Source organism: Paracoccus yibinensis, from assembly GCF_030846195.1.
GTDB classification, from domain to species: Bacteria; Pseudomonadota; Alphaproteobacteria; order Rhodobacterales; family Rhodobacteraceae; genus Paracoccus; species Paracoccus yibinensis.
Genome location: NZ_JAVCWH010000001.1, coordinates 626,681 through 649,514, shown reverse-complemented (window position 1 = coordinate 649,514; position 22,834 = coordinate 626,681). Strand labels below are relative to the sequence as shown.

Below are 22,834 nucleotides of genomic sequence, written 5' to 3'. Positions count from 1 at the left end.
GAATGGTTTAACGCTGAACTATCGTGACCAGACGAGGATAGCTGATGGCCCAGAATTTCGACATGGTGGTGATTGGTGCCGGCCCGGGCGGCTATGTCGCCGCGATCCGGGGCGCGCAACTGGGCCTGAAGGTCGCCTGCATCGAGCGCGAGCATCTGGGCGGCATCTGCCTGAACTGGGGCTGCATCCCCACCAAGGCGCTGCTGCGGTCGGCCGAGGTGTTCCACCTGATGCACCGTGCCAAGGATTTCGGGCTGTCGGCCGAGGGGATCGGCTTCGACCTGGAAAAGGTCGTGGCCCGGTCGCGCGGCGTCGCCAAGCAGCTGACCGGCGGCATTGGCCACCTGTTCAAGAAGAACAAGGTCACCACCATCATGGGCGAGGCGCGGCTGGTTGCCCCCGGCAAGGTCAGCGTCAAGACGGACAAGGGCACCGAGGAAGTGACCGCCAAGTCCATCGTGCTGGCGACCGGCGCGCGGGCGCGCGAACTGCCGGGGTTGGAGCCTGACGGCAAGCTGGTCTGGAACTACAAGCACGCGCTGATGCCGCCGCACATGCCGAAGAAGCTGCTGGTCATCGGATCGGGCGCCATCGGCATCGAATTCGCCAGCTTCTTCAACACGCTGGGGGCCGATACCACGGTCGTCGAGGTGATGGACCGCGTGCTGCCGGTCGAGGATGCCGAGATCAGCGCTTTCGCGAAAAAGCAGTTCGTCAAGCAGGGCATGAAGATCCTGGAAAAGGCCACGGTCAAGAAGCTGGACCGCAAGGGCGCCACCGTGACTGCCCATATCGAAACGGGCGGCAAGACCGAGACGCAGGACTTCGACACGGTGATTTCCGCCGTGGGCATCGTCGGCAACGTCGAGAATCTGGGGCTTGAGGACCTGGGCGTAAAGATCGACCGCACCCATGTCCTGACCGACGAATACTGCCGCACGGGCGTCGAGGGGCTTTATGCCATCGGCGACGTGGCGGGCGCGCCCTGGCTTGCCCACAAGGCCAGCCACGAGGGCGTGATGGTGGCCGAACTGATCGCGGGGGGGCATCCCCATCCGGTCAAGCCGTCCTCAATCGCGGGCTGCACCTATTGCCACCCGCAGGTCGCGTCGGTCGGGCTGACCGAGGCCAAGGCCAAGGAACTGGGGCACGAGATCAAGGTGGGCCGCTTCCCCTTTGTGGGCAACGGCAAGGCCATCGCGCTTGGCGAGCCGGAAGGGATGATAAAGACCGTCTTCGACGCCAAGACCGGCGAATTGCTGGGGGCCCACATGGTCGGGGCCGAGGTGACGGAACTGATCCAGGGCTATGTCATCGGCCGCCAGCTTGAGACGACCGAGCAGGACCTGATGGAAACGGTCTTCCCGCACCCGACGCTCTCCGAGATGATGCACGAGGCGGTTCTGGACGCCTATGGCCGGGCCATCCATTTCTGAAACCGTTGCGCGGGGCGGGGCAGCAACGCCCGCCCCGTCAATCCTGCATTAACCGTTTGGTAACTATCCCTTCACCCATGCGCCTGCCGCGGCTGAAGGAGATAGGTCATGAACATCGCGATCACCAACGGGCTTTTGCTGATGCCGCCCGCGTTCCGGGGCGGGCTGAATGCCTGGTCCACGACGAACGGCACGCCAGGCAGCCCGACTTGGGCATCGGCCATGAACGCCGCGCTGGTTCCGGCCGACCAGGATTTCGGAACCTGTCTCGAGGTGATGAAGCAGCAGACCACGACGTCAGTCCGCTTCATGGGCGAAACGCCGATGATCCCCGGCGTCTATCTGCGCATCTCGGCCCGGATCAAGGCGGTGGCGGGCGCGCTGTGTTCCGCGCGCATCGCCGGCTGGGCGGGCAACGGGTCGCGCGCGCATGTGAACGGGCTGGTCGAGGTGGGGCCGACCGTGCCCCTGACCGCCTATGGCGAGGTGGTGGAAATCAGCGCCATCGTCGGCGTCGGATCGCGCGGGGGCGTGGACATGGCCTGGGGCACCGCCCCGGTCTATGGTCATTTCGGACTGGATCTGGTGGGCGCCAACGGCGGGGCGTTCCGCATCGAATCGATTCGCATCGAGGATGTGACGGCGGCCTTCATCCCGTCGCTGATCGACTGGGTGGACGTGCGCGATTTCGGCGCCAAGGGGGACAACGTCACCAACGACCGCGCGGCCTTTGTCGCGGCCGACCAAGCGGCGAATGGCGGCTGGATCCTGGTGCCCGAAGGAACGTTCTTCATCAACGGCAATCTGGGCATCAACAGCCGGATCCGCTTCAAGGGCACCATCCGCACACCCGCGAGCACAAGCGTGTCTTTCATGCAGAGCTTCAACTTCCCGACTTATGCTGCTGCTTTCGGTGACGAAACGCTTGGCATGAAGAAGGCGTTGCAGGCGCTGTTCGGCTATACTGACCATGTCTCGCTGGATCTGTGCGGCCGGCGCGTGGACCTGGAGGAGCCGCTGGTCGTGGGAAATCTGGCGCCCGACCTGACCGGGTTTTCCAACCGCCGCGTGATCTGCAACGGCAGCCTCAGCGCCAAGGCGGGCACCGCCTGGGACACCGGCCGATGGACCAGTGCCGCGACCTATGATCCCGCGCAGCCCCTGCGGCTGAGCAATGTCCTGAACGTCGCCGCCATCGAGACCGGCAGCCGGATCACCGGCAACGGGGTTGGACGCGAGGTCTATGTCACCGCCAAGGACGTGGCCGCCAGGACGCTGACGCTGTCGCAGCCGCTGTATGGCGGGGCAGGGACGCGCAGCTATGTCTTCGAACGCTATCGCTATCTGTTCGACTTTTCGGGTGTCGAGCAGTTGTCGCGGCTGAATTTCGTCGATCTGGATCTGAACTGCGAAGGCGTGGCCAGCGGGATCATGCTGCCCCCCAAGGGCGAGATGATCGCGCTTCGGGACTGCTATGTGACCAAGCCCAAGGACCGGGGCATCACCTCCCTCGGCCGGGGATGCCAGGACCTGCTGGTGGACCGCTGCCAGTTCCTGTCGAACGAGATGGACCTGCCCGCGCAGCAGCGGACCACCATCGCGATCAACGTCAACGCGAATGACGTGAAGATCCGAGACAACCGCTTTGTCCGATTCGCGCATTTCATGGTCGCCGATGGCGGCGGGCACATCATCTCGGGCAACCACTGGTTCCAGGGCGACGGATCGGGCGAGGGGCTGCGCTATGCCGGGCTGGTTCTGACCCAGCCCAATGTGCAGACGACGATCAACGGCAACTATATCGACAATGCCTCGATCGAATGGACCAACGAACACAGCGCCGAGCCGGACTATACGGGTTCCGAATTCAGCTTTGGAGGGCTGACGATCAACGGCAACACCTGCCTGTGTTCCAACACCGCCCCCTGGTTTGCCTGGCTGACGGTCAAGCCCTATGGCACCGGGCATTTCATCCACGGCCTGACCGTGACCAGCAATGTCTTCAAGGCGCTTTATGGCGAGATCGAGCGGATCGAGCGTGTCGATACCTCGATCGCGGACCTGAACTACAACAACATGCGGAACCTGCAGTTCGAGGGGAACACCTTCAACGGGATCCAGAACTATGTTTCGAACCCCCTGATGTTGCAGCATAATCAGGTTTCACCATCGGCCGCCTGGATCCTGCCGGTGATCGACGGGCTGCCCTTCAAGGGGTGGGCCAAGTCGGTGCAGTCGGTCATTGCCGAAAGCGCGATCACCAATGCCGCCGGGACCCAGGTGGATTCGGCACCCTGGGTCCAGACGGAGATCGGCACCAGCCGCCGGCAGATCCGGCTGAATTGGCCGTCCGCTGTCCGGGGCAAGGTCTGCGTCTATGCCAGGATGGACCGGCCGCAGTAGGAAGGCCCGCAACGTCGATGAACCGCCGCGACCCGTCGCGGCGGTCTTTTCATGCGATGCCCAGATCGGCGGGCGACAGCCGGAACGCCGCCCCGAAGCCCGCATTCAGAAAACCTGCCTGGGGAAGCAGCCGCCAGAACCGGAAATCGGGCAGGTCGATGAAGACCGCCGCCTTGGGATGCGCGGCCAGCCAGCGGTCACGCAGCCCGCCCGGATCGGCGATCACGCTGGCCGTCACCTGCAAGGACAGGCGCGGCCAGGTCATCGGATCGCCCCTGCCGCCCTGCGCTTCCACCAGCAGCGCGGCGCGGGGATCGCCGGCAAGCACACGACTGTGGACCGCCAACCCCGACAGCAGCGCCACCGGCACACCTGCGCCGTCGATCTGGCAGGCGATCTTTGACAGATGCGGATGCCCAGTCATCGGATCGTTCACCGCCAGCACGGCATGGCGCATCGCGGCCAGGATCTGTCTGCCCTGGTCGCGGGCTTCGTCGGTGGTGGATCGGACGGGATCCTTCATCACTGCTGGACGCTGGCGCCCGCTGTCGCGATTTGCAAGTCTTGTGAAGAATTTACCGTTCAGCATCTTATCTCGTCAATTAATTTACTAAATTATCGTTTTAATAAAAACACTTAACAGATAACCAAAGATGTGATTAACATTGCTTCGGGGCGCGCTTGAAAGGCTTGCTGTGACTGGCCGGAAAGGCAAGACCAGCGGCGCGGCGCAACAGCGAAGAGGGGACCATGACGAGCGAAGCGATTGAAAAGCATCCGATTCCGGCGGGCTTCGAAAAAGCCCATGTGGGACCGGCGGATTATGCCCGCCTGTATGCCGAATCGATCGAAGACCCCGAATCGTTCTGGGACCGCGAAGGGCGCCGCCTGGACTGGATCCATCCCTATAGCATCGTCAAGAATACCGACTTCACCTTCGGCAAGGTGGCGATCAAGTGGTACGAGGATGGCATCCTGAACGCCTCGGTGAATTGCGTGGACCGCCATCTGCCCGCCCGCGCCAACCAGACGGCGATCATCTTTGAACCTGACGATCCTGCGACGCCTGCCCAGCACATCACCTATGCGGAACTGTCGGAAAAGGTGAACCGCTTCGCCAATGTCCTGCTGTCCCAGGGTATCATGCGCGGCGACCGGGTGGTGATCTATCTGCCGATGATCCCCGAGGCGGCTTATGCGATGCTGGCCTGCGCGCGGATCGGGGCGATCCATTCCATCGTCTTCGCGGGCTTCTCGCCCGATGCGCTGGCGAACCGCATCAACGACTGCGGCGCCAAAGTGGTCATCACCGCCGACACCGCGCCCCGCGGCGGGCGCAGGACGAACCTGAAATCGAACACCGACGCCGCCCTGCTGCATTGTTCCGACCGGGTGCGCTGCCTGGTGGTCAAGCATACCGGCGACCAGACGACCTGGATCCAGGGCCGCGACGTGGACGTGAAGGCGCTGATGGAAACCGCCAGCCCCGACTGCCCGCCGCGCCCGATGAGTGCCGAGGATCCGTTGTTCATCCTCTACACCTCGGGCTCGACCGGCAAGCCGAAGGGGGTCGTGCATACGACCGGCGGCTATCTGGTCTATGCCGCGATGACGCATCAATACACCTTCGACTACAAGGACGGCGACGTCTTCTGGTGCACGGCGGATGTCGGCTGGGTGACGGGCCACAGCTATATCGTCTATGGCCCGCTGGCCAATGGCGCGACCACCGTGATGTTCGAGGGGGTGCCCACCTATCCCGACGCCGGCCGCTTCTGGGAAGTCTGCGCCAAGCACAAGGTCACGCAGTTCTATACCGCGCCGACCGCAATCCGGTCCCTGATGGCCAAGGGCACCGACCCGATCCAGGGCCACGACCTGTCGTCCCTGCGCATCCTGGGGACCGTGGGCGAGCCGATCAACCCCGAGGCTTGGAACTGGTACAACGACAACATCGGCAAGGGCCGCTGCCCCATCGTGGATACCTGGTGGCAGACGGAAACCGGCGGCCACCTGATCACGCCCTTGCCCGGCGCCACGGAAACCAAGCCCGGTTCGGCCACGCTGCCCTTCTTCGGCATCAAGCCGGTCATCCTTGAGGCCGAATCCGCCAAGGTGGTCGAAGGCAACCCGGCCGAGGGCGTGTTGTGCATCGCCGATAGCTGGCCCGGCCAGATGCGCACCGTCTGGGGCGATCACCAGCGCTTCATGGAAACCTATTTCCAGCAATATCCGGGCTATTACTTCACCGGCGACGGCTGCCGCCGGGACGAGGACGGCTATTACTGGATCACCGGCCGCGTGGACGACGTGATCAACGTCAGCGGCCACCGCATGGGCACGGCCGAGGTCGAATCGGCCCTGGTCGCCCATGAAAAGGTCGCGGAGGCCGCCGTGGTCGGTTACCCGCATCCGCTGAAGGGGCAGGGCATCTATGCCTATGTCACGCTGATGAACGGCGTGCAGCCCAGTGACGAATTGCGCGGCGAGCTGGAGAAATGGGTCCGCACGGAAATCGGCCCCATCGCCAAGCCCGACGTGATCCAATGGGCGCCCGGCATGCCCAAGACCCGTTCCGGCAAGATCATGCGCCGCATCCTGCGCAAGATCGCCGAGAACGACTATGGCAGCCTGGGCGACATCTCGACCCTGGCCGAACCCGAGGTGGTGGAAGACCTGATCGCCAACCGGATGAACAGGGCCTGACGCGAAGGGGGCCACGCGCCCCATGACGAGGCGGCCTCCGGGCAGGAGGAACCGGGTGCCGCCACACCGACCCGACGAGCAATCCCCCGCACGCGATCCATGCTGAATCGCGGCCGGAGAAGGCTTGACCGTCGGCATCCCATGCCAGCCAACGGCTGGATCAACAGGAGGAGGATTGATGGCTTATGCATCGCCCGACGCGACGACCCGTTCGCGTCCCATGACGTCCGAGGAAAAGAAGGTCATCCTGGCCTCGTCCGCGGGCACGATCTTCGAATGGTATGACTTCTATCTCTACGGCTCGCTGGCGGCGATCATCGGCGCGCAGTTCTTCACGGCCTTCCCGGAAGCCACGCGCAACGTCTTCGCGCTGCTGGCCTTTGCCGCGGGCTTCCTGGTGCGTCCCTTCGGCGCGCTTGTCTTCGGCGCCCTGGGCGACCTGATCGGCCGGAAATACACCTTCCTGGCCACCATCCTGATCATGGGCTTCTCGACCTTCCTGGTCGGCCTGCTGCCGGGCTATGCGTCCTGGGGCATTGCCGCGCCGATCATCCTGATCGCGCTGCGGATGCTGCAGGGTCTGGCGCTTGGCGGCGAATATGGCGGCGCGGCGGTCTATGTGGCCGAACATGCCCCGGCCAATCAGCGCGGCTATTTCACGTCCTTCATCCAGACCACGGCGACGCTGGGCCTGCTGCTGTCGCTGGTCGTGATCCTGCTGGTCACCTCCTATGTGAACGCGAACTATCCGGCCGTGCCGCAACTGGGCCTGGACGGCCAGCCGCTTCTGGACGCCACCGGCGCACAGGTCATGCTGGAGCCGTTCAAGGCCTGGGGCTGGCGCATTCCGTTCCTGGGTTCGGTCTTCCTGCTGCTGATCTCGCTGTACATCCGCCTGCAGATGAACGAATCCCCCGCCTTCAAGAAGATGAAGGAAGAAGGCGCGCAGTCCAAGGCACCGCTGAAGGAAGCCTTCGGCAACTGGCGCAATGGCAAGATCGCCCTGATCGCGCTGCTGGGCCTGACCGCCGGGCAGGCCGTGGTCTGGTATTCGGGCCAGTTCTACGCGCTGTTCTTCATCCAGAACGTCGTGAAGGTGGACCAGTTCAGCGCCAACGTCTTCGTGGCCTGGTCGCTGATCCTGGGCACCGCGGGCTTCATCTTCTTCGGCTCGCTGTCCGACCGCATCGGCCGCAAGCCGATCATCCTGGGCGGCTGCGCCCTGGCCGCTGCGACCTATATGTGGGTCTTCCCGATGCTGACCAGCGTCGCCAACCCGGCGCTGGCCGCGGCGCAGAACACGCCCGTCACCGTGACGGCGGCACCCGATGACTGTTCCTTCCAGTTCAACCCGGTGGGCACGGCGCAGTTCAACAACAGCTGCGACATCCTCAAGGCTGCGCTGTCCAAATCCTCGGTCAACGTCCAGCAGACGGTCGATGCCCCGGCGGGGACCGTCGCCTCGGTCCAGATCGGCGAGACGGTCGTGCAGGCCTATGACGGCAATGCGCTGACCGGCGATGCCCTGGCGGCCGAAAAGGCCCGCTTCACGGCCGAGGTCAATGCCGCGCTGACCGCTGCGGGCTATCCCCTGGTGGCGGCCGACAACACCACCGTCGCCAAGGCCGACCACTTCTTCGACATCTTCAACGGCCAGAACATCCAGATCGTGCTGATCCTGACCTATCTGATCGTGCTGGTGACGATGGTCTATGGCCCGATCGCGGCGCAGCTGGTGGAACTCTATCCGACCCGCATCCGCTATTCCGGCCTGTCGCTGCCGTATCACATCGGCAACGGCTGGTTCGGCGGCCTGCTGCCCGCGACCGCCTTCGCGATCTCGGCCCAGACCGGCAACATCTATGCTGGCCTGTGGTATGCGATCGTGATCGCCGTGATGACGGTGATCATCGGCACCCTGTTCGTGCCGAACGACAGCCACAAGAAGAACATCTTCGCAGACGACAACGTCTGATCCCGATCCGGGCCGGGGGCGATCCCCGGCCCGGCATTTCCCTGTCGTCCAGGAAAGCTTGGCTCATGGCGCGCATTCTTGTTGTCGAGGACGAGGACAACATCGCCATGGCCCTGGAATTCCTGCTGGCCCGCGACGGCCATGCCCATTCCCGCCTGTCCCAGGGTGGGGCCGCCGTGGCGGCCATCCGCGCGGAACGCCCCGATCTTGTGCTGCTGGACGTGATGCTGCCCGACATGTCGGGCTATGAGATCGTGGAGCTGCTGCGCGCCGATCCCGGCATGTCGGACGTGCGCATCCTGCTGATGACCGCGCGGGGATCCATCGTGGAAAGGCGGCGCGGCCTGGCCCTGGGGGCGGACGGCTTTATCGCCAAGCCGTTCGAACTGTCAGAGTTGCGTGCCGAAATGATGCGGCTTCTGGCCTAGCGCCGGCGCGTTTGCCACAGCGACCACAGCCCCAGGCCGATCGCGATATAGGCCGCATTCACCAGCAGTCCGGCCAGGACCTGCGTGGCCATCGGCTCGGGCCGTGTCGTGGCGCCGGTCAGCGGGATAATGACCGCCACGAAAACCGCGCCCGCGACCAGGGGCAGCAGCATCCCCGTGATGGGGCGATTGCGCAGGGTGGTCAAAAGCAATGCCGCCAGCAAGCCGATCCGAAACAAGTCCCCGGCCTGCGCCGCCAACAGGTCGCCCATCAATCCATCCCCCTTGTTTTTCCGCAGCTTATCCGATCCGGCACGGCGCGGTCTACAAGGGGATTTCAGGCTGGTCCGGGTCGATGGGCACCTGTGGGGCATCAGGACCGTCCGCTTCGCCAGCCCCCAGGGGCGGAGGAGGCGGTGCGCCGGGTTTGCGGCGGATCACGATATCGCCATTCTCCAACCGTTCGGGCGCCTGGTAGTTGCCCAGGTCATCGACCAGCACCGCCAGATCCTCCAGCACCGGTGCCAGATCCGACAGCGCGCCCCCCATGCCTTGCCCCAGCTCGTTCAGTTGCGGGCCGAATTCATTCCACAGGTTGTCGGCGATGATCCCCAAGCCGCGCTCGACAAGGCCGATCCCGTCTTCCGTGTCGGACTGCGCGTTCGCCGCCAGGGGCCAGGCCAGAAGGCCCAGGATCAGAAGGCTGCGCATCATACCCCCAATCTGCACGCACGATCGGGACGATGCTACGCCCGCGCCGGGATGATGTCGAGGCGCAACGAAAAAGGGCCGGCCCAAGGCCAGCCCTTATACCTGACAGAACCGAAGTTCCGTTCAGAGATTACTCCGAGTCGTCGTCGTCCGAAGCAACGGCGGCGATGACGCCCAGCAGCAGCAGGGCCGGGACAACCAGGCCAGCGTTGGTCGAAGCGGGACGCTCCTCGACAACGACGGGCTCGACGTCGACGACGGGGGCGACATAGCCACCGGCCAGAGCCGAAGTGGCGGTCAGGCCGAGAGCGGCAGCGAAGGTAGCGAATTTGGTCATGATCATGCTCCGTTTCGTTGAAGGCTGCCGTCACCGGCAACATCGAGGCGACAGTTACACAATCCCCAGACGTTTGAAAGCTGCATTGGTTCAAATCCGTCGCTGGTTCGCGGCAACTGTTGCATATTGGCCAACACCCTGGCCGACCATCAGTTCCGCCCTGAAACGGCCTGCGAACCAGGTGTTGCAATCCTGCACTAGGCCCGGCGAAACGCTTGGGAGAACATGAAAATAGCCGCCGCGGCCGTGATGATGGACGGCCCGGCGGGGGTATCAAGATAAAGGCTGGCCCACAGTCCCGCCATCACCGCCACGGCGGCGATCAGCGTGGCATTGCCGACCATCCGTTCGGGGCTGCGCGACAATCCGCGGGCCGCCGCCGCCGGGACGATAAGCATGGCCGAAATCAGCAGCGATCCGACGACTCGAATCGACAGGGCGACCACGATTGCAAGGGCAAGGGACAGCACCAGCCGCTCGGTCCTGGGGTCTATGCCTGCGGCCATCGCCAGTTCTTCGTTCAGCGATGCCGTCAACAGCCGCTGCCACCGCCAGGCCAGCAGTCCCAGCACCCCTGCAGCGCCTGCCCAGATCAGCGCCAGATCGCCCGGGCCGACCGCCAGGATGTCGCCAAACAGATAGGCCGACAGATCCGACCGGGCCTGCGGCACGAAGCTGATCGCCACAAGACCGATCGCCAGGGCTGAATGGGACAGCACCCCCAGCATCGTATCCACCGTCTGCCCCCGAGACACCAAGGCCGAGATCGCCGCGGCCATCGCCGCCGCAACCAGCGTCGTCCCGGCATAGATCGAGATATGGAAGGCCAGGCTGATCGCCACCCCCAGGATTGCGGCATGGGCCGTCGCATCCCCGAAATAAGCCATGCGCCGCCAGACGACGAAGCTGCCCAGGGGACCCGCCACCGCCGCGACGCCCAGACCCGCCAGCATTGCCCGCACAAAGAAGTCGTCCAGCATCAATGCGCCCCGGCGTGGTGGTGGTGATCGTGGCTGTGGTCATGATCGTGGTGGTGACGATACAAGGCCAGCGTGCCTTCGGATTCGGCCCCGAACAGGGCGCGGTATTCGGGGGCGCTGCTGACATGCTGGGGGGTACCCTCGCAGCAGACATGCCCGTTGAGGCAGATCACGCGGTCGGACGCGCGCATCACCACCAGCAGATCATGGCTGACCATCAGGACGGCTGCGCCGGTCTGGCGGCGCACCTCCTCGATCAGCTTGTAGAAGGCGACGATGCCGGGCTGGTCCAGCCCCTGGGTCGGTTCGTCCAGCACCAGAAGCTGCGGGTCGTGCAGCAGCGCGCGGGCCAGCAGGACGCGCTGGAACTGCCCGCCCGAAAGCTGGGTCAGCTGGCGGGCCTCGACCCCTTCGACCCCGGTGCGGGCCAGGGCGCGGGCCGCGTCGCGGTCGCCGACCCGGCGGGGCAGGGACAGGAAGCGGCGCACGGTCATGGGGATGGTGGTATCCACCTGAACCCGCTGCGGGACATAGCCGATCCGCAGCCCCGCCCTGCGTTCGACCCGGCCCGCCGCCAGCGGCATATGCCCCAGCAGCGCGCGCACCAGCGACGACTTGCCCGACCCGTTCGGCCCGACGACCGTCACGATCTCTCCGGGGCGGATCTGGAAGTCGACGCCTTGCAGGACCGTCTCGGACCCGCCGGGACGCAGGATCGTCAGGCCGCTGGCCTGGATCAGGGCGGTCATGGCCGGGCCGCGCCGGCGCAGGCGGGGCAAAGGCCCAGGGCCTCGATCGTGACGCGTTCCACCTGGAAGCCGGATTCGGCAGCCAGGTCCGTCAGCGCATCGCGAACGGGCGCGGCGGGCAGTTCGGCCAGCATGTCGCAGTCGCGGCAGATCAGGAAGGCGGGCGCGTGGTCATGGCCCGGATGCAGGCAGGCGGCAAAGGCATTCAGCCGTTGCAGGCGATGCGCCAGTCCGTGTTCCACCAGAAACTCAAGGGCGCGATAGGCGACCGGCGGCTGGCGGCCGAAACCTTCGGCGGCGAGGCGGTCCAGCACCTCATAGGCGCCCATGGCGCGATGTGATTCCAGAAGGATCTCCAGCGTCCGCTGCCGCACGGGGGTCAGCCGGGCGCCGTTTGCGGCCAGGCGGTCACGCGCCTGGTCAAGCACGCGCGCCTCGCAGGCGCGGTGGTCATGGGGGGCAAAGGCGGAATGGGGTTCGTGATCGGGCAATCTTGTTACTTTATCACATTCTGTTTGACTTGTTATCATGTAACATGAATAAGCACGGCCCTGCAAGAAACCAACCTGTCGAGGTGACATGATGCGCATGATCCTTTCCGCCCTTGGCCTTCTGGCCGCCGGTCCCGTGCTGGCCGAACCGCCGCAGGTGGTGGTGGATACGCCCGTCACCGCCTCGCTGGTCCAGCAGGTGATGGGGGATCTGGGGCAGGTGCAGGTGCTGCTGCCGAAGGGGGCAAGCGCGCATCACCACCAGATGCGCCCTTCGGACGCGCGGGGGTTGCAGGACGCGGGGCTGCTGGTCTGGACGGGGCCGGAACTGACGCCCTGGCTGGATCGCGCCGCGTCCTCGGTCGGGGGCGATGTCGCGCAGCTGCGGCTGCTTGAGGTGCCGGGCACCTATCTGCGGGGGTATGACGAGGCGCATGACCACGGCGCGGCGCATGGCGACGACCACCACGGCCACGAGGGTGGTCACGATTACGACCATGGTCACGACGACGCGCATGGTAACGTGGATCCGCACGCTTGGCTGGACCCGGAAAACGCGCAGCTTTGGGTCTCTGCCATCGCCGAGACGCTGGAAAAGATCGACCCTGACAATGCGGCCGCCTATAGGCAGAACGCAGTGGCGGCAGCCGAGGAAATCCGCCGCCTTGACGAAGAACTTCTTGCGCAGCTTCAGCCCCATGCCGGGGCCAGCTTTGTCGTCTTTCACGACGCCTACGGCTATTTCACCGAACATTTCGGCCTTCAGCCCGCGATCGCGGTGTCGCTGGGCGATGCCAGCACGCCTTCGGCCGCAAGGTTGGCAGAGATTCGCGCCCGTATCACGGAAGGGGGTGCGGTCTGCGCCTTTCCCGAATACGGCAGCGACCCCAAGCTGGTGCAGGCAGTGACGGACGGCGGTGCCATTCGCACCGGCGACGAACTGACGCCAGAAGGCGGCGATCTTGAGCCAGGGCCGCAGCTTTACGGGCAGATCCTTTCGCAGATGGCGGGGGCCATCACCGGCTGCCTGTCAGAGTAAATCCGCCCCTCCAGATAATTCCGACTCTTTTACTTTGACAATCCAGACTGAATTGGTCAGATTTCAAGTGAAGGAAGACGGACCCCAATTTTCGAGAGGCTGACCATGACCGCAGTACGTCCCGCAGACTTCGCGCAATCCGGCACCAGTGTTCTGGCCCGGATCCCGCAGCATGACGCGACCCAGCTGACGCGCGGGGGCAATCAGGCGCTGATCATCCTGGACGACCAGATCTATCAGCTTCGCATCACGCGGGCCGGCAAGCTGATCCTGACGAAGTAAGGCTGCCCCCGGCCATTTGGCGGGGGAAGGACCCGTCAACCGCGCGGCTTGCCGCCCGGTCGCCCGCCGCCAGCGCGACCGCCGGGCTTGCCTGAAAAGCCGCCGCCTGAACCCCCGCGCGCGGGCTTGGCCCCGCCCGGTTTGCCAAAAGGCTTGCGGTCCCCACCGGGTTTTCCGCCCGGACGGGGTCCGTCGCCCCGAGGCTTGAAGCCGCCCTCGGCCCGGTCGCCGCGCGGCTTGAACCCCTTGTCGCCGGGTTTTCCCTCTGCCCGCGGCTTGAAGCCCCGCCCGGCGTCATCGGCATCGCGGCGGGGCTTGAACCCGCCCTCTGGACGATCACCACGCGGCTTGAAGCCTCTTTCTCCCTCGGGCCTGTCGCCCCGAGGTTTGAAACCACCTTCGGCACGATCCCCGCGCGGCTTGAAGCCGCCCTCGGGCCGGTCGCCGCGAGATTTGTAGGCCGGCTTGCCGGCCGGTCCGTCGCCAGCGGGCTTGCCGAAGCGGGGGCGGTCAGCGGACGCGCCGTCGCGTTCGGCGCGGGGCCTGTCCGACCAGGGGCGGGCCGGACGATCCCCTTCGCCCTGCGGACGCTTGCCGCGGAACTGCGGACGGTCGCCGCCTTCCTCGGACCGGGGTTTGCCGGACCAGGGACGGGCGGGGCGGTCGCCGTCCTGTCGCGGGCCAGGCTTGCGGGCGAAACGGCCTTCGCCGCCGCCCTCTCTGCGGAAGCTGCGGGCCGGGCGGTCGCCATCGTCCCGGCGCGGGCCGCGCGGGCCTTCCGCGCCGCGGGGGCGCATTTCGCGTTCTTTCGGGGCGGTCTCCTCGCCCGTCAGCAGCCCGCCAAGCTGGTCGCGCAGCACGCGTTTCTTGACCTCGACGACCTCGTTCTTTTCCATGCCGCTCAGCTTGAAGGGGCCATAGCCGATGCGGATCAGGCGGTTCACCTGCAACCCGACATGGGACATGGCGCGGCGGATCTCGCGGTTCTTGCCTTCGCGGATGCCCACGGTCAGCCAGGCGTTCGCGCCCTGCTGGCTGTCCAGCTTGATCTCCATCGGGGCGAACTCCTCGCCGTCGATGGTCGCGCCGCGGCGCAGGGGGGCAAAGGTCATGTCGCTGGGCGTGCCGTTCACGCGCACACGGTAACGCCGCAGCCAGCCGGTCGAGGGCAGCTCCAGCCGGCGCTTCAGTTCGCCGTCGTTGGTCAGCAGCAGCAGGCCTTCGGAGTTCAGGTCAAGGCGGCCCACGGTCATCACGCGCGGCAGGTCGCGGGGCAGGGCGTCGAACACCGTCTGCCGGCCCTTTTCGTCCGATTCGGTCGTCACCAGTCCCAGGGGCTTGTAATACAGCCACAGCCGGGTTTCCTGCGGCTCGTCCAGCTTCTTGCCATCCACGACGATCCGGTCCGTGGGCAGGACGTCAAGCGCGGGGCTGTCGATCTTCTTGCCGTTCACCGTCACCCGGCCTTCCAGGATCATCCGCTCGGCCTCACGGCGGCTGGCGACGCCTGCGCGGGCCATCACCTTGGCGATGCGGTCAGGGGACTGGGCGGGGGACTGGTCGGCGGATTTCGGGGTGCTGTCGTCGGTCATGGCGATCTCTCCTGCGCATCGCTGCGGTGGCAAAGCCGCGCTTCTAGCGAAAGCGCGGGTCCGGGGAAAGGGCAACTTGCGCGGGGGCACCGCCCTTGCGACAAGCGGGCATGAGCCGCTTCACCTCTCATATGGGCCTGGCCCTCGACCAGGCAAGAGCCGCCGCCCGGCGGGGCGAGGTTCCGGTGGGCGCGGTGGTCGTGGCCCCGGACGGGCGTGTGGTGGCGGCGGCGGGAAACCGCACGCGCGAATTGTCCGATCCCACCGCCCATGCCGAAATCCTGGCGATCCGCCAGGCGTGCCAGGCTGCGGGGTCGGAACGCCTGCCTGACCATGACCTGTGGGTGACGCTGGAACCCTGCCCGATGTGCGCTGCGGCGATATCCGCCGCACGCATCGGTCGGCTGTATTACGGGGCAAGCGATGTCCGCATGGGCGGGGTCGAACATGGCGCCCGGGTTTTCGACCATCCGCAGTGCCATCACCGTCCGCACGTCTATGACGGGATCGACGCGGAGCGGGCGCGGACGCTGCTGACGGGGTTCTTTCAAAGCCGCCGATGACGGTTGCACCTGTCGCGCGGCATGGCTATACCTGCCGCCATGCGGGTGTAGCTCAATGGTAGAGCAGCAGCCTTCCAAGCTGAATACGTGGGTTCGATTCCCATCACCCGCTCCAATCCCTCACCCCATCATTCGACGGAGCTTCCCCTTCGCAGGATGGATTGGAGCTGCATCGTGTTGGGATTGACGCGGACCAGGTGACCATCGACGATGGCATACCGGCTGCCCGGCAGTTCCGACCCCAGGCCATAGATGCCGGGCCTTTCGATGAAATCGACGGTTTCGGCGGGCAGGATGTCACCGGGCATGAGGGACCGTGTCTCGGCCCGGGTGGCGTTGGCCTGGATCGTGCCCTGCGCCTGCGGGGTATCGTTACTGAAAAGAGCGATCAGCGTGGCTGCCACGGCAGCGGTCGCGATCACCATCACCTTGCGCATCATTTCCCTTGGCCCGGTTGTCCGTCCGTTGGTGAAAACCGGGCAAGTGGCGCCCTGGTTCCCTTACCGCGTCACAGTTCCGTCTTGTTCACGATTTTTTTCCACGAAGCGTGGCAGCATTGCCGAAAAATCCCGGCCTCGCCCGTCCTCGTGTTCCACGAACTGGTGATAAAGCTGTTGCGCAAGCGCCCCCATCGGCGTGTCCGCCCCGGCCGAGGACGCCGCCGCCTGCGACAGGTTCAGGTCCTTCAGCATCAGTTCGGCGGCGAAACCGGGCTTGTAGTCGTTGTCCGCAGGCGATTTCGGACCCACCCCCGGCGCGGGGCAATAGGCGTTCATCGACCAACTGTATCCCGAACTGGTGGATACGACGTCGAACATCTTCTGGCGGTCCAAGCCCAGCTTGTCGGCAAGCGCGAATGCCTCGCAAGTGGCGATCATGGTCACGCCCAGGATCATGTTGTTGCAGATTTTCGCGGCCTGTCCCGCACCTGCATCGCCGCAATGAACGGCCTTCTGGCCCATGACGTCGAACAGCGGCCGAACCGCCGCGAAGGCGTCGTCCGGGCCACCCACCATGAAGGTCAGCGTGCCCCCCTGGGCGCCGCCGATCCCGCCCGACACGGGTGCGTCAAGCGCCCCCAGGCCCGCCGCACGGGCTTGGTCCGCGACCGCACGGGCGCTGTCCACGTCCACCGTGGAACAGTCGCACAGGATCGCGCCTGGCTTCATGGCCGGGATCACCTGATCGGCCACGGCGCGCAGGATCTGGCCATTGGGCAGCATGGTGATGACCACGTCGGCATCCCTGGCGGCGGCGGCTGCGCTGTCGGCCAGGGTCAGGCCCTCGGGGCGGGCGGCGGTATCGAAGCCCGTGACCTGATGCCCGGCCTGCGCCAGGTTCAGCGCCATCGGCGCGCCCATGTTGCCAAGTCCTATGAATGCGATCTTCATGCCGGTTCACTCCAGGTCAGTTCGTTCGGCCCCAGGGGCGCCAGCAGCGCCGCGACATTGGCGGGGCTGGCATCGGCCATCCACCGGGGCTTGCGGTCCTTGTCGATGATCTGCGCGCGCACGCCTTCCAGGAAGTCGGTGTCCTGCGTCGCGCGGTATGTGAAGCGGTATTCGCGGGCCAGCGATTCCTGCATCCGGCTGTCGCCCCGCGCCGCCCGCACCATGGCCAGCCCCGCCGCCATCGACAGGGGCGAATTGGCATGAAGGATCTTCAGGGTCTGGGCGTTGCCGTCCTCCTCCAGGGCGTCGATGATGTCGGCCACGGTGTCCTGGGCAAAGGGCGACAGGTCCATCGTGCGCAGGGGGGCGGTCGGTGCATCCCCGCCCTCGATCAAGGATACGTCGCCGGTGTCTTCCAGCCGGGCGATCAGGTCGGGCCATTCGCTTTCAGGCAGGTAGGTATCGGCAAAGCCCGCATGGATCGCGTCGCCCGCGCCCATCCGCGCGCCCGTCAGCGCCAGGTATTCGCCGATCCGGCCCGGCGCGCGGGACAGAAGCCAGGTGCCGCCCACGTCGGGGATCAGGCCGATGCCGGATTCGGGCATGGCGATCTGGGTCGTGTCGCCGACGATGCGGTGGCTGGCGTGTCCCCCCACGCCGACGCCGCCGCCCATCACGAAGCCCTGCATGAAGGCAACGATGGGCTTGGGATAATCCGCGATCGCCGCGTTCATGCGGTATTCGTCGGCAAAGAAGCGTTGGCCGGTGGCATGTTCGCCCGCCAGTCCCGCGCGATACACGGCCGCGATGTCGCCGCCCGCGCAGAAGGCCCGGTCCCCTTCGGCGTCGATGATGACAAGCGCCACATCCGGGTCATCGCGCCAGCCGTCCAGGGCGCGGTGGATCGCCCGTGCCATGTCATGGCTCAGCGCGTTCAGCGCCTTGGGCCGGGTAAAGGTGATGCGCCCGGCACGCCCCGCCTTGCGGATGTTCAGGTCTTCCACGTCTTACCCCCGTTCGGCCAGCATCGCCCGCGCCACGATCAGGCGCATGATCTCGTTCGTGCCTTCCAGGATCTGGTGGACGCGCAGGTCGCGCACGATCTTCTCGATCCCGTAGTCGGCCAGATAGCCATATCCGCCATGCAATTGCAGGCACTGGTTCGCGACCTCGAAGGCGCGGTCGGTGACGTGCAGCTTGGCCATCGCGCAGAACTTGGTCGCATCCGGGGCGCCGGTGTCAAGCTTCCAGGCCGCCTGGCGCAGGAAGATGCGCGCGGATTGCAGCGCCGTTTCCATCTCGGCCAGGCGGAACTGGAGGGCCTGGAACTGGTCCAGCGACTGCCCGAAGGCGCGGCGTTCGCCCATATAGGTCAGGGATGCCTCAAGCGCCGCCTGCGCCCCGCCAAGCGCCGCCGCCGCGATGTTCAGCCGCCCGCCATCCAGCCCAGCCATGGCATAGGCAAAGCCGCGACCTTCCTCGCCCAGCAGGTTGTCGGCGGGGATCTGGCAATCGTCGAACTGGACCTGCGCGGTCGGTTGGGCGCGCCAGCCCATCTTGTCCTCGGGCGCGCCGAAGGACAGGCCGGGGGTGCCGTCTTCGACGATCACCGCGCTGATGCCCCTTGGCCCCTCGGCCCCCGTGCGGACCATGGCGATATAGGCATCCGAATAGCCCCCGCCCGAAATGAAGGCCTTGGTCCCGTTCAGCCGCCAGCCGGTGTCGGTGCGTTCGGCCCGCGTGCGCAGGGCGGCGGCATCCGATCCGCTGCCCGGTTCGGTCAGGGCATAGCTGAAGACCTTGTCCATGCTGCTCAGACCCGGCAGCCAGCGGGCCTTCGTCTCGGCCGAGCCGAACTTGTCGATCATGCCGCCGCACATGTTGTGGATCGACAGGAAGGCCGCGACCGAGGGGCAGGCCATCGACAGCGCCTCGAAGACCAGCACCCCGTCCAGCCGCGACAGGCCCGATCCGCCGTATTCCTCGGACACATACAACCCGCCAAGGCCCAGGGCCGCGACATCGGCCCACAAGTCGCGCGGGATAGTGCCCTGCTTTTCCCAGTCATGGGCATGGGGGGCGATGCGGTCCGCGCCGAAATCGCGCGCCATGTCGAAGATGGCTGCCTGTTCCTCGGTCAGTGCGAAATCCATGTCCTCATCCCCCCGATGAAATTGAACATGCGTTTAATTGCATCATGGGACGGTGGCTTGGCAAGGTCAGAGACCGTGATGAAATTCGGCGATCAGATGCCGAACCAGTTCGCGCATCGCTTCGGGGGGCGTGGCGCCGGCCGCCGTGGCCTGCGCCAGCACCGCGCGCTGCCGGGCGGCGGACCCGCCGGACGCCACCATCTCTCGGGTGCGGGCGACATGCGGCTGGCTGCCCAGGGCGTCGGCGTCCTGGGCGATCAGGGCCAGCCATTCCTCGATCCCTTCCGCAAAGGGGATGATCCGCCCTGCGCCAAAGTCGATCAGCCCCTCGGCCATGCCATAGCGGGTGGCGCGCCAGCGGTTCTCCTCGATCAGGAAGGGGTCATATTGCCGCCACCGCTGGTTCTGCCGCGACAGGCGCCACAGCATCCGCAGCGTGGCCTGGTTCAGCGCGGCCAGGGTGATCGTGTCGTCCAGCCGGGGCGAAGCGTCGCAGATCCGCGTTTCCAGCGTCGGGAACCGGGACGACGGGCGCAGATCCCACCAGATCTTGCTGCTGTCCTCCAGGACGCCCAGGTCGATCAGCACCTGCACCGACCGCTCGAATTCGTCCCAGCCGCCGAACTGCGGCGGAAAGCCCGTCCGCGGCATCCCGCCAAAGACCGTGGTGCGATAGGACGCAAGCCCCGTGTCGCTGCCCTGCCAGAAGGGGCTGGAGGCCGACAGCGCCAGCAGATGCGGCAGGAAATAGGTCATCTGGTTCATCAGGTCGATCCGCTGCGCGGGCTTCTGGATGCCCACATGGACGTGCATCCCGCAGATCAGCATCCGCCGCGACACCGCCCCCATGTCGCGCGACAGCTGGTGATAGCGGTCCTTGTCGGTATGGAACTGATCGCGCCAGTCCGCGAAGGGATGGCAGGATGCCGAGATCGGCGCCAGGCCGTAGTCCCCCGCGATTCGCGCCACTGTCCGGCGCAGATGGGCCAGGTGACCGCGCGCCTCTGCGATGTCGGCGGACACGGGCGTTCCCACCTCGATCTGGCAGCGCAGGAATTCGGGGCTGACGCTGTCGCCCAGGGCCTCGCGGCAGGCCGCCATCATCGCATCGGGGGCGGGGGCCAGATCGCCCGTGTCGGGGCTGACCAGCAGGTATTCTTCCTCGATGCCAAGGGTCAGGTCGGGTGCGTCGGTCATGGGCAGGCCTTCATGGTTCAGGACCGATGGAACCCGTTGCCACCCGCCCTTGCAAGTGCCGGGCGAAGCTTTCCTGCCCACGTGTGGCCTTTTCCAGCCAAGTTGCAGTGAGCGCCTGATCAAATGAACAGCTTGCTCGGATGCAATCGGCAAGCTATGTCAAAGCTTAGTGTTTGTTAGCGATTTTGGTGTTACATGAAAGCTCTGCGGAGCCTGGCGCTTGCTGCGCTGATGGCTGTCCCTGGCCTTGGGGCGTCGGCTGCCGTCATCGATTTCGATGATGCCACGTTGGGAACTCATACCAATTACGTCGAGGACGGCTTCACCTTCGACAAGATTCGCGTCGTCCGGGCCTATTGTCAGGGCGCACCGAAGAACTGCGGATCGGAAAACCAGTTCGTCGATTCCACGCTGACCCGGGTTGGCGGCGGGCTTTTCGATCTGGCAAGCATGTGGATCAGCCTTGTCACCTCGGTGCCCATCACCTTCGAGACCGATCGCGGCTCGGTCTCCTATGGCATCGGATCGACGATCGGCGATCAGACCATCGAGGTTAACAAGGGCTATGTGGTCGATTTCACCGGCAATGCCATCTTTCGGAACATCAGCTTCCTGCGCATCGTGGACCTGACCCTGGGCACCCCCGGAACGGGCGTCTTCAAGGGGAACCTGCGCTTTGACGACATCGACGTCAGCCCGGCGGCGGTGCCCCTGCCTGCGACGGGTGTCCTGTTGCTGGCCGGTCTTGGGGGCTTGGTGCTGTCGCGCCGGCGCAAGCGGGCCTGATCACCGGAAATCACATGACAAAAGGGCGGGGTTTTTCCCCGCCCTTTCCCGTTTCAGTCCATGGCGCGGAAGTTGAATTCCCCGCCTTCCTTGATGCCCGAGGGCCAGCGGGCCGTCACCGTCTTGGTCCGGGTATAGAAGCGGAAGGCGTCGGGGCCGTGCTGGTTCAGGTCGCCGAAGCCCGACTTCTTCCAGCCCCCGAAGGTGTGATAGGCCAGCGGCACCGGGATCGGCACGTTGATGCCCACCATGCCGATGTTGATGCGGCTGGCGAAATCGCGCGCCGTGTCGCCGTCGCGGGTATAGATCGCGGTGCCGTTGCCGTATTCGTGGCTCATCGCCAGGCCGATGGCTTCCTCATAGGAACCGGCGCGGACGGTGGACAGGACCGGGCCGAAGATCTCGGTCTTGTAGATGTCCATGTCGGGGGTCACGCGGTCGAACAGGTGCGGGCCGACGAAGAAGCCGTTCTCGTATCCCTGCAGGTTGAAGTCGCGCCCATCGACGACCAGTTCCGCGCCCTGGTCGATGCCCGACTGCACCAGCCGCAGGATGTTTTCCTTGGCGGCGCGGGTCACGACCGGGCCGTAATCCACGTCGTTGCCTGCGGTATAGGGGCCGACCTTCAGCTTCTCGATCCGCGGGACCAGGCGTTCGATCAGCGCGTCGGCGGTCTTTTCGCCCACCGGCACCGCGACCGAGATCGCCATGCAGCGTTCGCCCGCCGCGCCATAGCCCGCGCCCACCAGGGCATCCGCCGCCTGGTCCAGGTCGGCGTCGGGCATGATGATCATGTGGTTCTTGGCGCCGCCAAAGCATTGCGCACGCTTGCCGGTCGCCGCCGCGCGTTCATAGATGTATTGCGCGATCGGCGTGGACCCCACGAACCCGACCGCCTGGATCACCGGGTTGTCCAGGATCGCGTCCACGCTGTCCTTGTCGCCGTTGACGACCTGCAGCACGCCATCGGGCAGCCCGGCCTCTTGCAGCAGTTGCGCCAGCATCAGGGGAACCGAGGGGTCGCGTTCCGAGGGCTTCAGGATCATCGCGTTTCCGGCGGCCAGGGCGGGACCCATCTTCCACAGCGGGATCATGGCCGGGAAGTTGAAGGGCGTGATGCCCGCCACCACGCCCAGCGGCTGGCGCATGGAATACATGTCGATGCCGGGGCCGGCGCTGTCGGTGAATTCGCCCTTCAGCAGATGCGGCGCGCCGATGCAGAACTCGATCACCTCAAGCCCGCGCTGCACGTCGCCCTTTGCGTCGGGCAGGGTCTTGCCGTGTTCCGAGGACAGCGCCTCGGCCAGCTTGTCCATGTCGCGGTTGATCAGGCGCACGAACTCCATCATCACGCGGGCGCGGCGCTGCGGGTTGGTTGCGCCCCATTTCACCTGCGCCTCGGCTGCGCGTTCGACGGCGTGGTCCAGTTCGGCCTTGGTGGCCAGCGACAGACGCGCCTGAACCTCGCCCGTGGCGGGGTTGAAGACGTCGCTGAACCGGCCCGAGGTGCCCTTGTATTCCTTGCCGTCGATCCAGTGGTGAATCTCTTTCATCACATCCTCCTTGGTTGGGCGCAGCCTAGCCTTGCGGATTTGCCGGATAAAGAGGAAGGATG

Annotated in this window: 23 protein-coding genes and 1 tRNA gene; 10 read left to right on the top strand and 14 right to left on the bottom strand. The window is 65.7% G+C overall.

The annotated features are described in order from the left end of the window. Positions 1-41 precede the first annotated feature (41 nt). Both lpdA and RAH32_RS03260 read left to right on the top strand, forming a co-directional pair. Positions 42-1,436 (top strand): dihydrolipoyl dehydrogenase, encoded by a 1,395-nt coding sequence (lpdA, locus tag RAH32_RS03265; protein ID WP_306605212.1) that lies wholly within the window; start codon positions 42-44, stop codon positions 1,434-1,436. A 108-nt stretch (positions 1,437-1,544) separates the two neighbouring features. Then, positions 1,545-3,839 (top strand): glycosyl hydrolase family 28-related protein, encoded by a 2,295-nt coding sequence (locus tag RAH32_RS03260; protein ID WP_306605022.1) that lies wholly within the window; start codon positions 1,545-1,547, stop codon positions 3,837-3,839. Positions 3,840-3,888: 49 nt separating this feature from the next. Here the strand turns inward: RAH32_RS03260 and RAH32_RS03255 are convergent, their stop codons facing one another. Continuing rightward, on the bottom strand, positions 3,889-4,362 hold the full coding sequence (locus RAH32_RS03255) for a pyridoxamine 5-phosphate oxidase (protein ID WP_306605020.1): 474 nt from the start codon (positions 4,360-4,362) through the stop codon (positions 3,889-3,891). Between the two features lie 227 nt (positions 4,363-4,589). Between RAH32_RS03255 and acs the strand changes: the two genes are divergently transcribed. The 3 genes from acs (at position 4,590) to RAH32_RS03240 (ending at position 8,948) form a co-directional block, all read left to right on the top strand. Beyond that, on the top strand, positions 4,590-6,545 hold the full coding sequence (gene acs / locus RAH32_RS03250; protein WP_306605018.1) for an acetate--CoA ligase: 1,956 nt from the start codon (positions 4,590-4,592) through the stop codon (positions 6,543-6,545). 178 nt (positions 6,546-6,723) lie between these two features. Then, positions 6,724-8,520, top strand: a complete 1,797-nt coding sequence (locus RAH32_RS03245) for an MFS transporter (protein WP_306605016.1) — start codon at positions 6,724-6,726, stop codon at positions 8,518-8,520. 65 nt (positions 8,521-8,585) lie between these two features. Continuing rightward, positions 8,586-8,948, top strand: coding sequence for a response regulator transcription factor (locus tag RAH32_RS03240; protein WP_306605014.1), 363 nt, complete (start codon positions 8,586-8,588; stop codon positions 8,946-8,948). Here the strand turns inward: RAH32_RS03240 and RAH32_RS03235 are convergent. The 6 genes from RAH32_RS03235 to RAH32_RS03210 form a co-directional block, all read right to left on the bottom strand. Continuing rightward, positions 8,945-9,220, bottom strand: a complete 276-nt coding sequence (locus RAH32_RS03235; RefSeq protein WP_306605012.1) for a hypothetical protein — start codon at positions 9,218-9,220, stop codon at positions 8,945-8,947. The genes RAH32_RS03240 and RAH32_RS03235 overlap by 4 nt on opposite strands. 52 nt (positions 9,221-9,272) lie before the next feature. After that, complete coding sequence (locus tag RAH32_RS03230; protein ID WP_306605010.1) at positions 9,273-9,662, bottom strand: AAA+ family ATPase; 390 nt, start codon at positions 9,660-9,662, stop codon at positions 9,273-9,275. A 127-nt stretch (positions 9,663-9,789) separates the two neighbouring features. Then, positions 9,790-9,996 (bottom strand): hypothetical protein, encoded by a 207-nt coding sequence (locus tag RAH32_RS03225; RefSeq protein WP_373429652.1) that lies wholly within the window; start codon positions 9,994-9,996, stop codon positions 9,790-9,792. 197 nt (positions 9,997-10,193) lie between these two features. Next, on the bottom strand, positions 10,194-10,976 hold the full coding sequence (locus tag RAH32_RS03220) for a metal ABC transporter permease (protein ID WP_306605006.1): 783 nt from the start codon (positions 10,974-10,976) through the stop codon (positions 10,194-10,196). Then, entirely contained in the window at positions 10,976-11,725 is a 750-nt protein-coding gene (locus RAH32_RS03215; protein WP_306605004.1) for a metal ABC transporter ATP-binding protein, read from the bottom strand. Before RAH32_RS03215 ends, RAH32_RS03220 begins: the two co-directional genes overlap by 1 nt. Further along, positions 11,722-12,216 (bottom strand): Fur family transcriptional regulator, encoded by a 495-nt coding sequence (locus RAH32_RS03210; RefSeq protein ID WP_306605002.1) that lies wholly within the window; start codon positions 12,214-12,216, stop codon positions 11,722-11,724. The genes RAH32_RS03215 and RAH32_RS03210 overlap by 4 nt, the downstream gene beginning before the upstream one ends. A gap of 97 nt (positions 12,217-12,313) precedes the next feature. On the opposite strand from RAH32_RS03210, the gene RAH32_RS03205 reads away from it, so the two are divergent. Together RAH32_RS03205 and hemP are read left to right on the top strand one after the other, a co-directional pair. Then, positions 12,314-13,255: a zinc ABC transporter substrate-binding protein gene (locus RAH32_RS03205; RefSeq protein WP_306605000.1), complete on the top strand. Its 942-nt coding sequence runs from the start codon at positions 12,314-12,316 to the stop codon at positions 13,253-13,255. A gap of 105 nt (positions 13,256-13,360) precedes the next feature. Continuing rightward, a complete protein-coding gene (hemP, locus tag RAH32_RS03200) occupies positions 13,361-13,537 on the top strand; it encodes a hemin uptake protein HemP (RefSeq protein ID WP_306604998.1) in 177 nt (58 codons plus the stop codon). 35 nt (positions 13,538-13,572) lie between these two features. On the opposite strand, the gene RAH32_RS03195 is transcribed toward hemP, so the two are convergent. After that, entirely contained in the window at positions 13,573-15,129 is a 1,557-nt protein-coding gene (locus RAH32_RS03195) for a pseudouridine synthase (protein WP_306604996.1), read from the bottom strand. Positions 15,130-15,239: 110 nt separating this feature from the next. Here RAH32_RS03195 and RAH32_RS03190 point away from each other — a divergent pair, with 110 nt between their 5' ends. Beyond that, a complete protein-coding gene (locus tag RAH32_RS03190; RefSeq protein WP_306604994.1) occupies positions 15,240-15,692 on the top strand; it encodes a nucleoside deaminase in 453 nt (150 codons plus the stop codon). A gap of 41 nt (positions 15,693-15,733) precedes the next feature. Continuing rightward, positions 15,734-15,807: transfer RNA gene (locus RAH32_RS03185), tRNA-Gly, on the top strand. Between the two features lie 13 nt (positions 15,808-15,820). Here the strand turns inward: RAH32_RS03185 and RAH32_RS03180 are convergent. The 5 genes from RAH32_RS03180 to RAH32_RS03160 all read right to left on the bottom strand — a co-directional run bounded on the left by RAH32_RS03180 (position 15,821) and on the right by RAH32_RS03160 (position 20,433). Continuing rightward, the gene (locus tag RAH32_RS03180; RefSeq protein WP_306604992.1) at positions 15,821-16,132 is read right to left on the bottom strand and encodes a hypothetical protein; all 312 of its coding nucleotides are present in this window, start codon (positions 16,130-16,132) and stop codon (positions 15,821-15,823) included. A gap of 60 nt (positions 16,133-16,192) precedes the next feature. Further along, a complete protein-coding gene (gene mmsB / locus RAH32_RS03175) occupies positions 16,193-17,083 on the bottom strand; it encodes a 3-hydroxyisobutyrate dehydrogenase (protein ID WP_306604990.1) in 891 nt (296 codons plus the stop codon). Continuing rightward, positions 17,080-18,087, bottom strand: coding sequence for an enoyl-CoA hydratase/isomerase family protein (locus tag RAH32_RS03170; RefSeq protein WP_306604988.1), 1,008 nt, complete (start codon positions 18,085-18,087; stop codon positions 17,080-17,082). Before RAH32_RS03170 ends, mmsB begins: the two co-directional genes overlap by 4 nt. Positions 18,088-18,090: 3 nt before the next feature. Continuing rightward, a complete protein-coding gene (locus RAH32_RS03165; protein WP_306604986.1) occupies positions 18,091-19,236 on the bottom strand; it encodes an acyl-CoA dehydrogenase family protein in 1,146 nt (381 codons plus the stop codon). Between the two features lie 66 nt (positions 19,237-19,302). After that, complete coding sequence (locus tag RAH32_RS03160; RefSeq protein WP_306604985.1) at positions 19,303-20,433, bottom strand: carboxylate-amine ligase; 1,131 nt, start codon at positions 20,431-20,433, stop codon at positions 19,303-19,305. A gap of 195 nt (positions 20,434-20,628) precedes the next feature. Here RAH32_RS03160 and RAH32_RS03155 point away from each other — a divergent pair, with 195 nt between their 5' ends. After that, positions 20,629-21,219: a VPLPA-CTERM sorting domain-containing protein gene (locus RAH32_RS03155; RefSeq protein ID WP_306604983.1), complete on the top strand. Its 591-nt coding sequence runs from the start codon at positions 20,629-20,631 to the stop codon at positions 21,217-21,219. 53 nt (positions 21,220-21,272) lie between these two features. Here the strand turns inward: RAH32_RS03155 and RAH32_RS03150 are convergent, their stop codons facing one another. Continuing rightward, positions 21,273-22,772, bottom strand: a complete 1,500-nt coding sequence (locus RAH32_RS03150) for a CoA-acylating methylmalonate-semialdehyde dehydrogenase (protein ID WP_306604981.1) — start codon at positions 22,770-22,772, stop codon at positions 21,273-21,275. Positions 22,773-22,834: the final 62 nt, after the last annotated feature.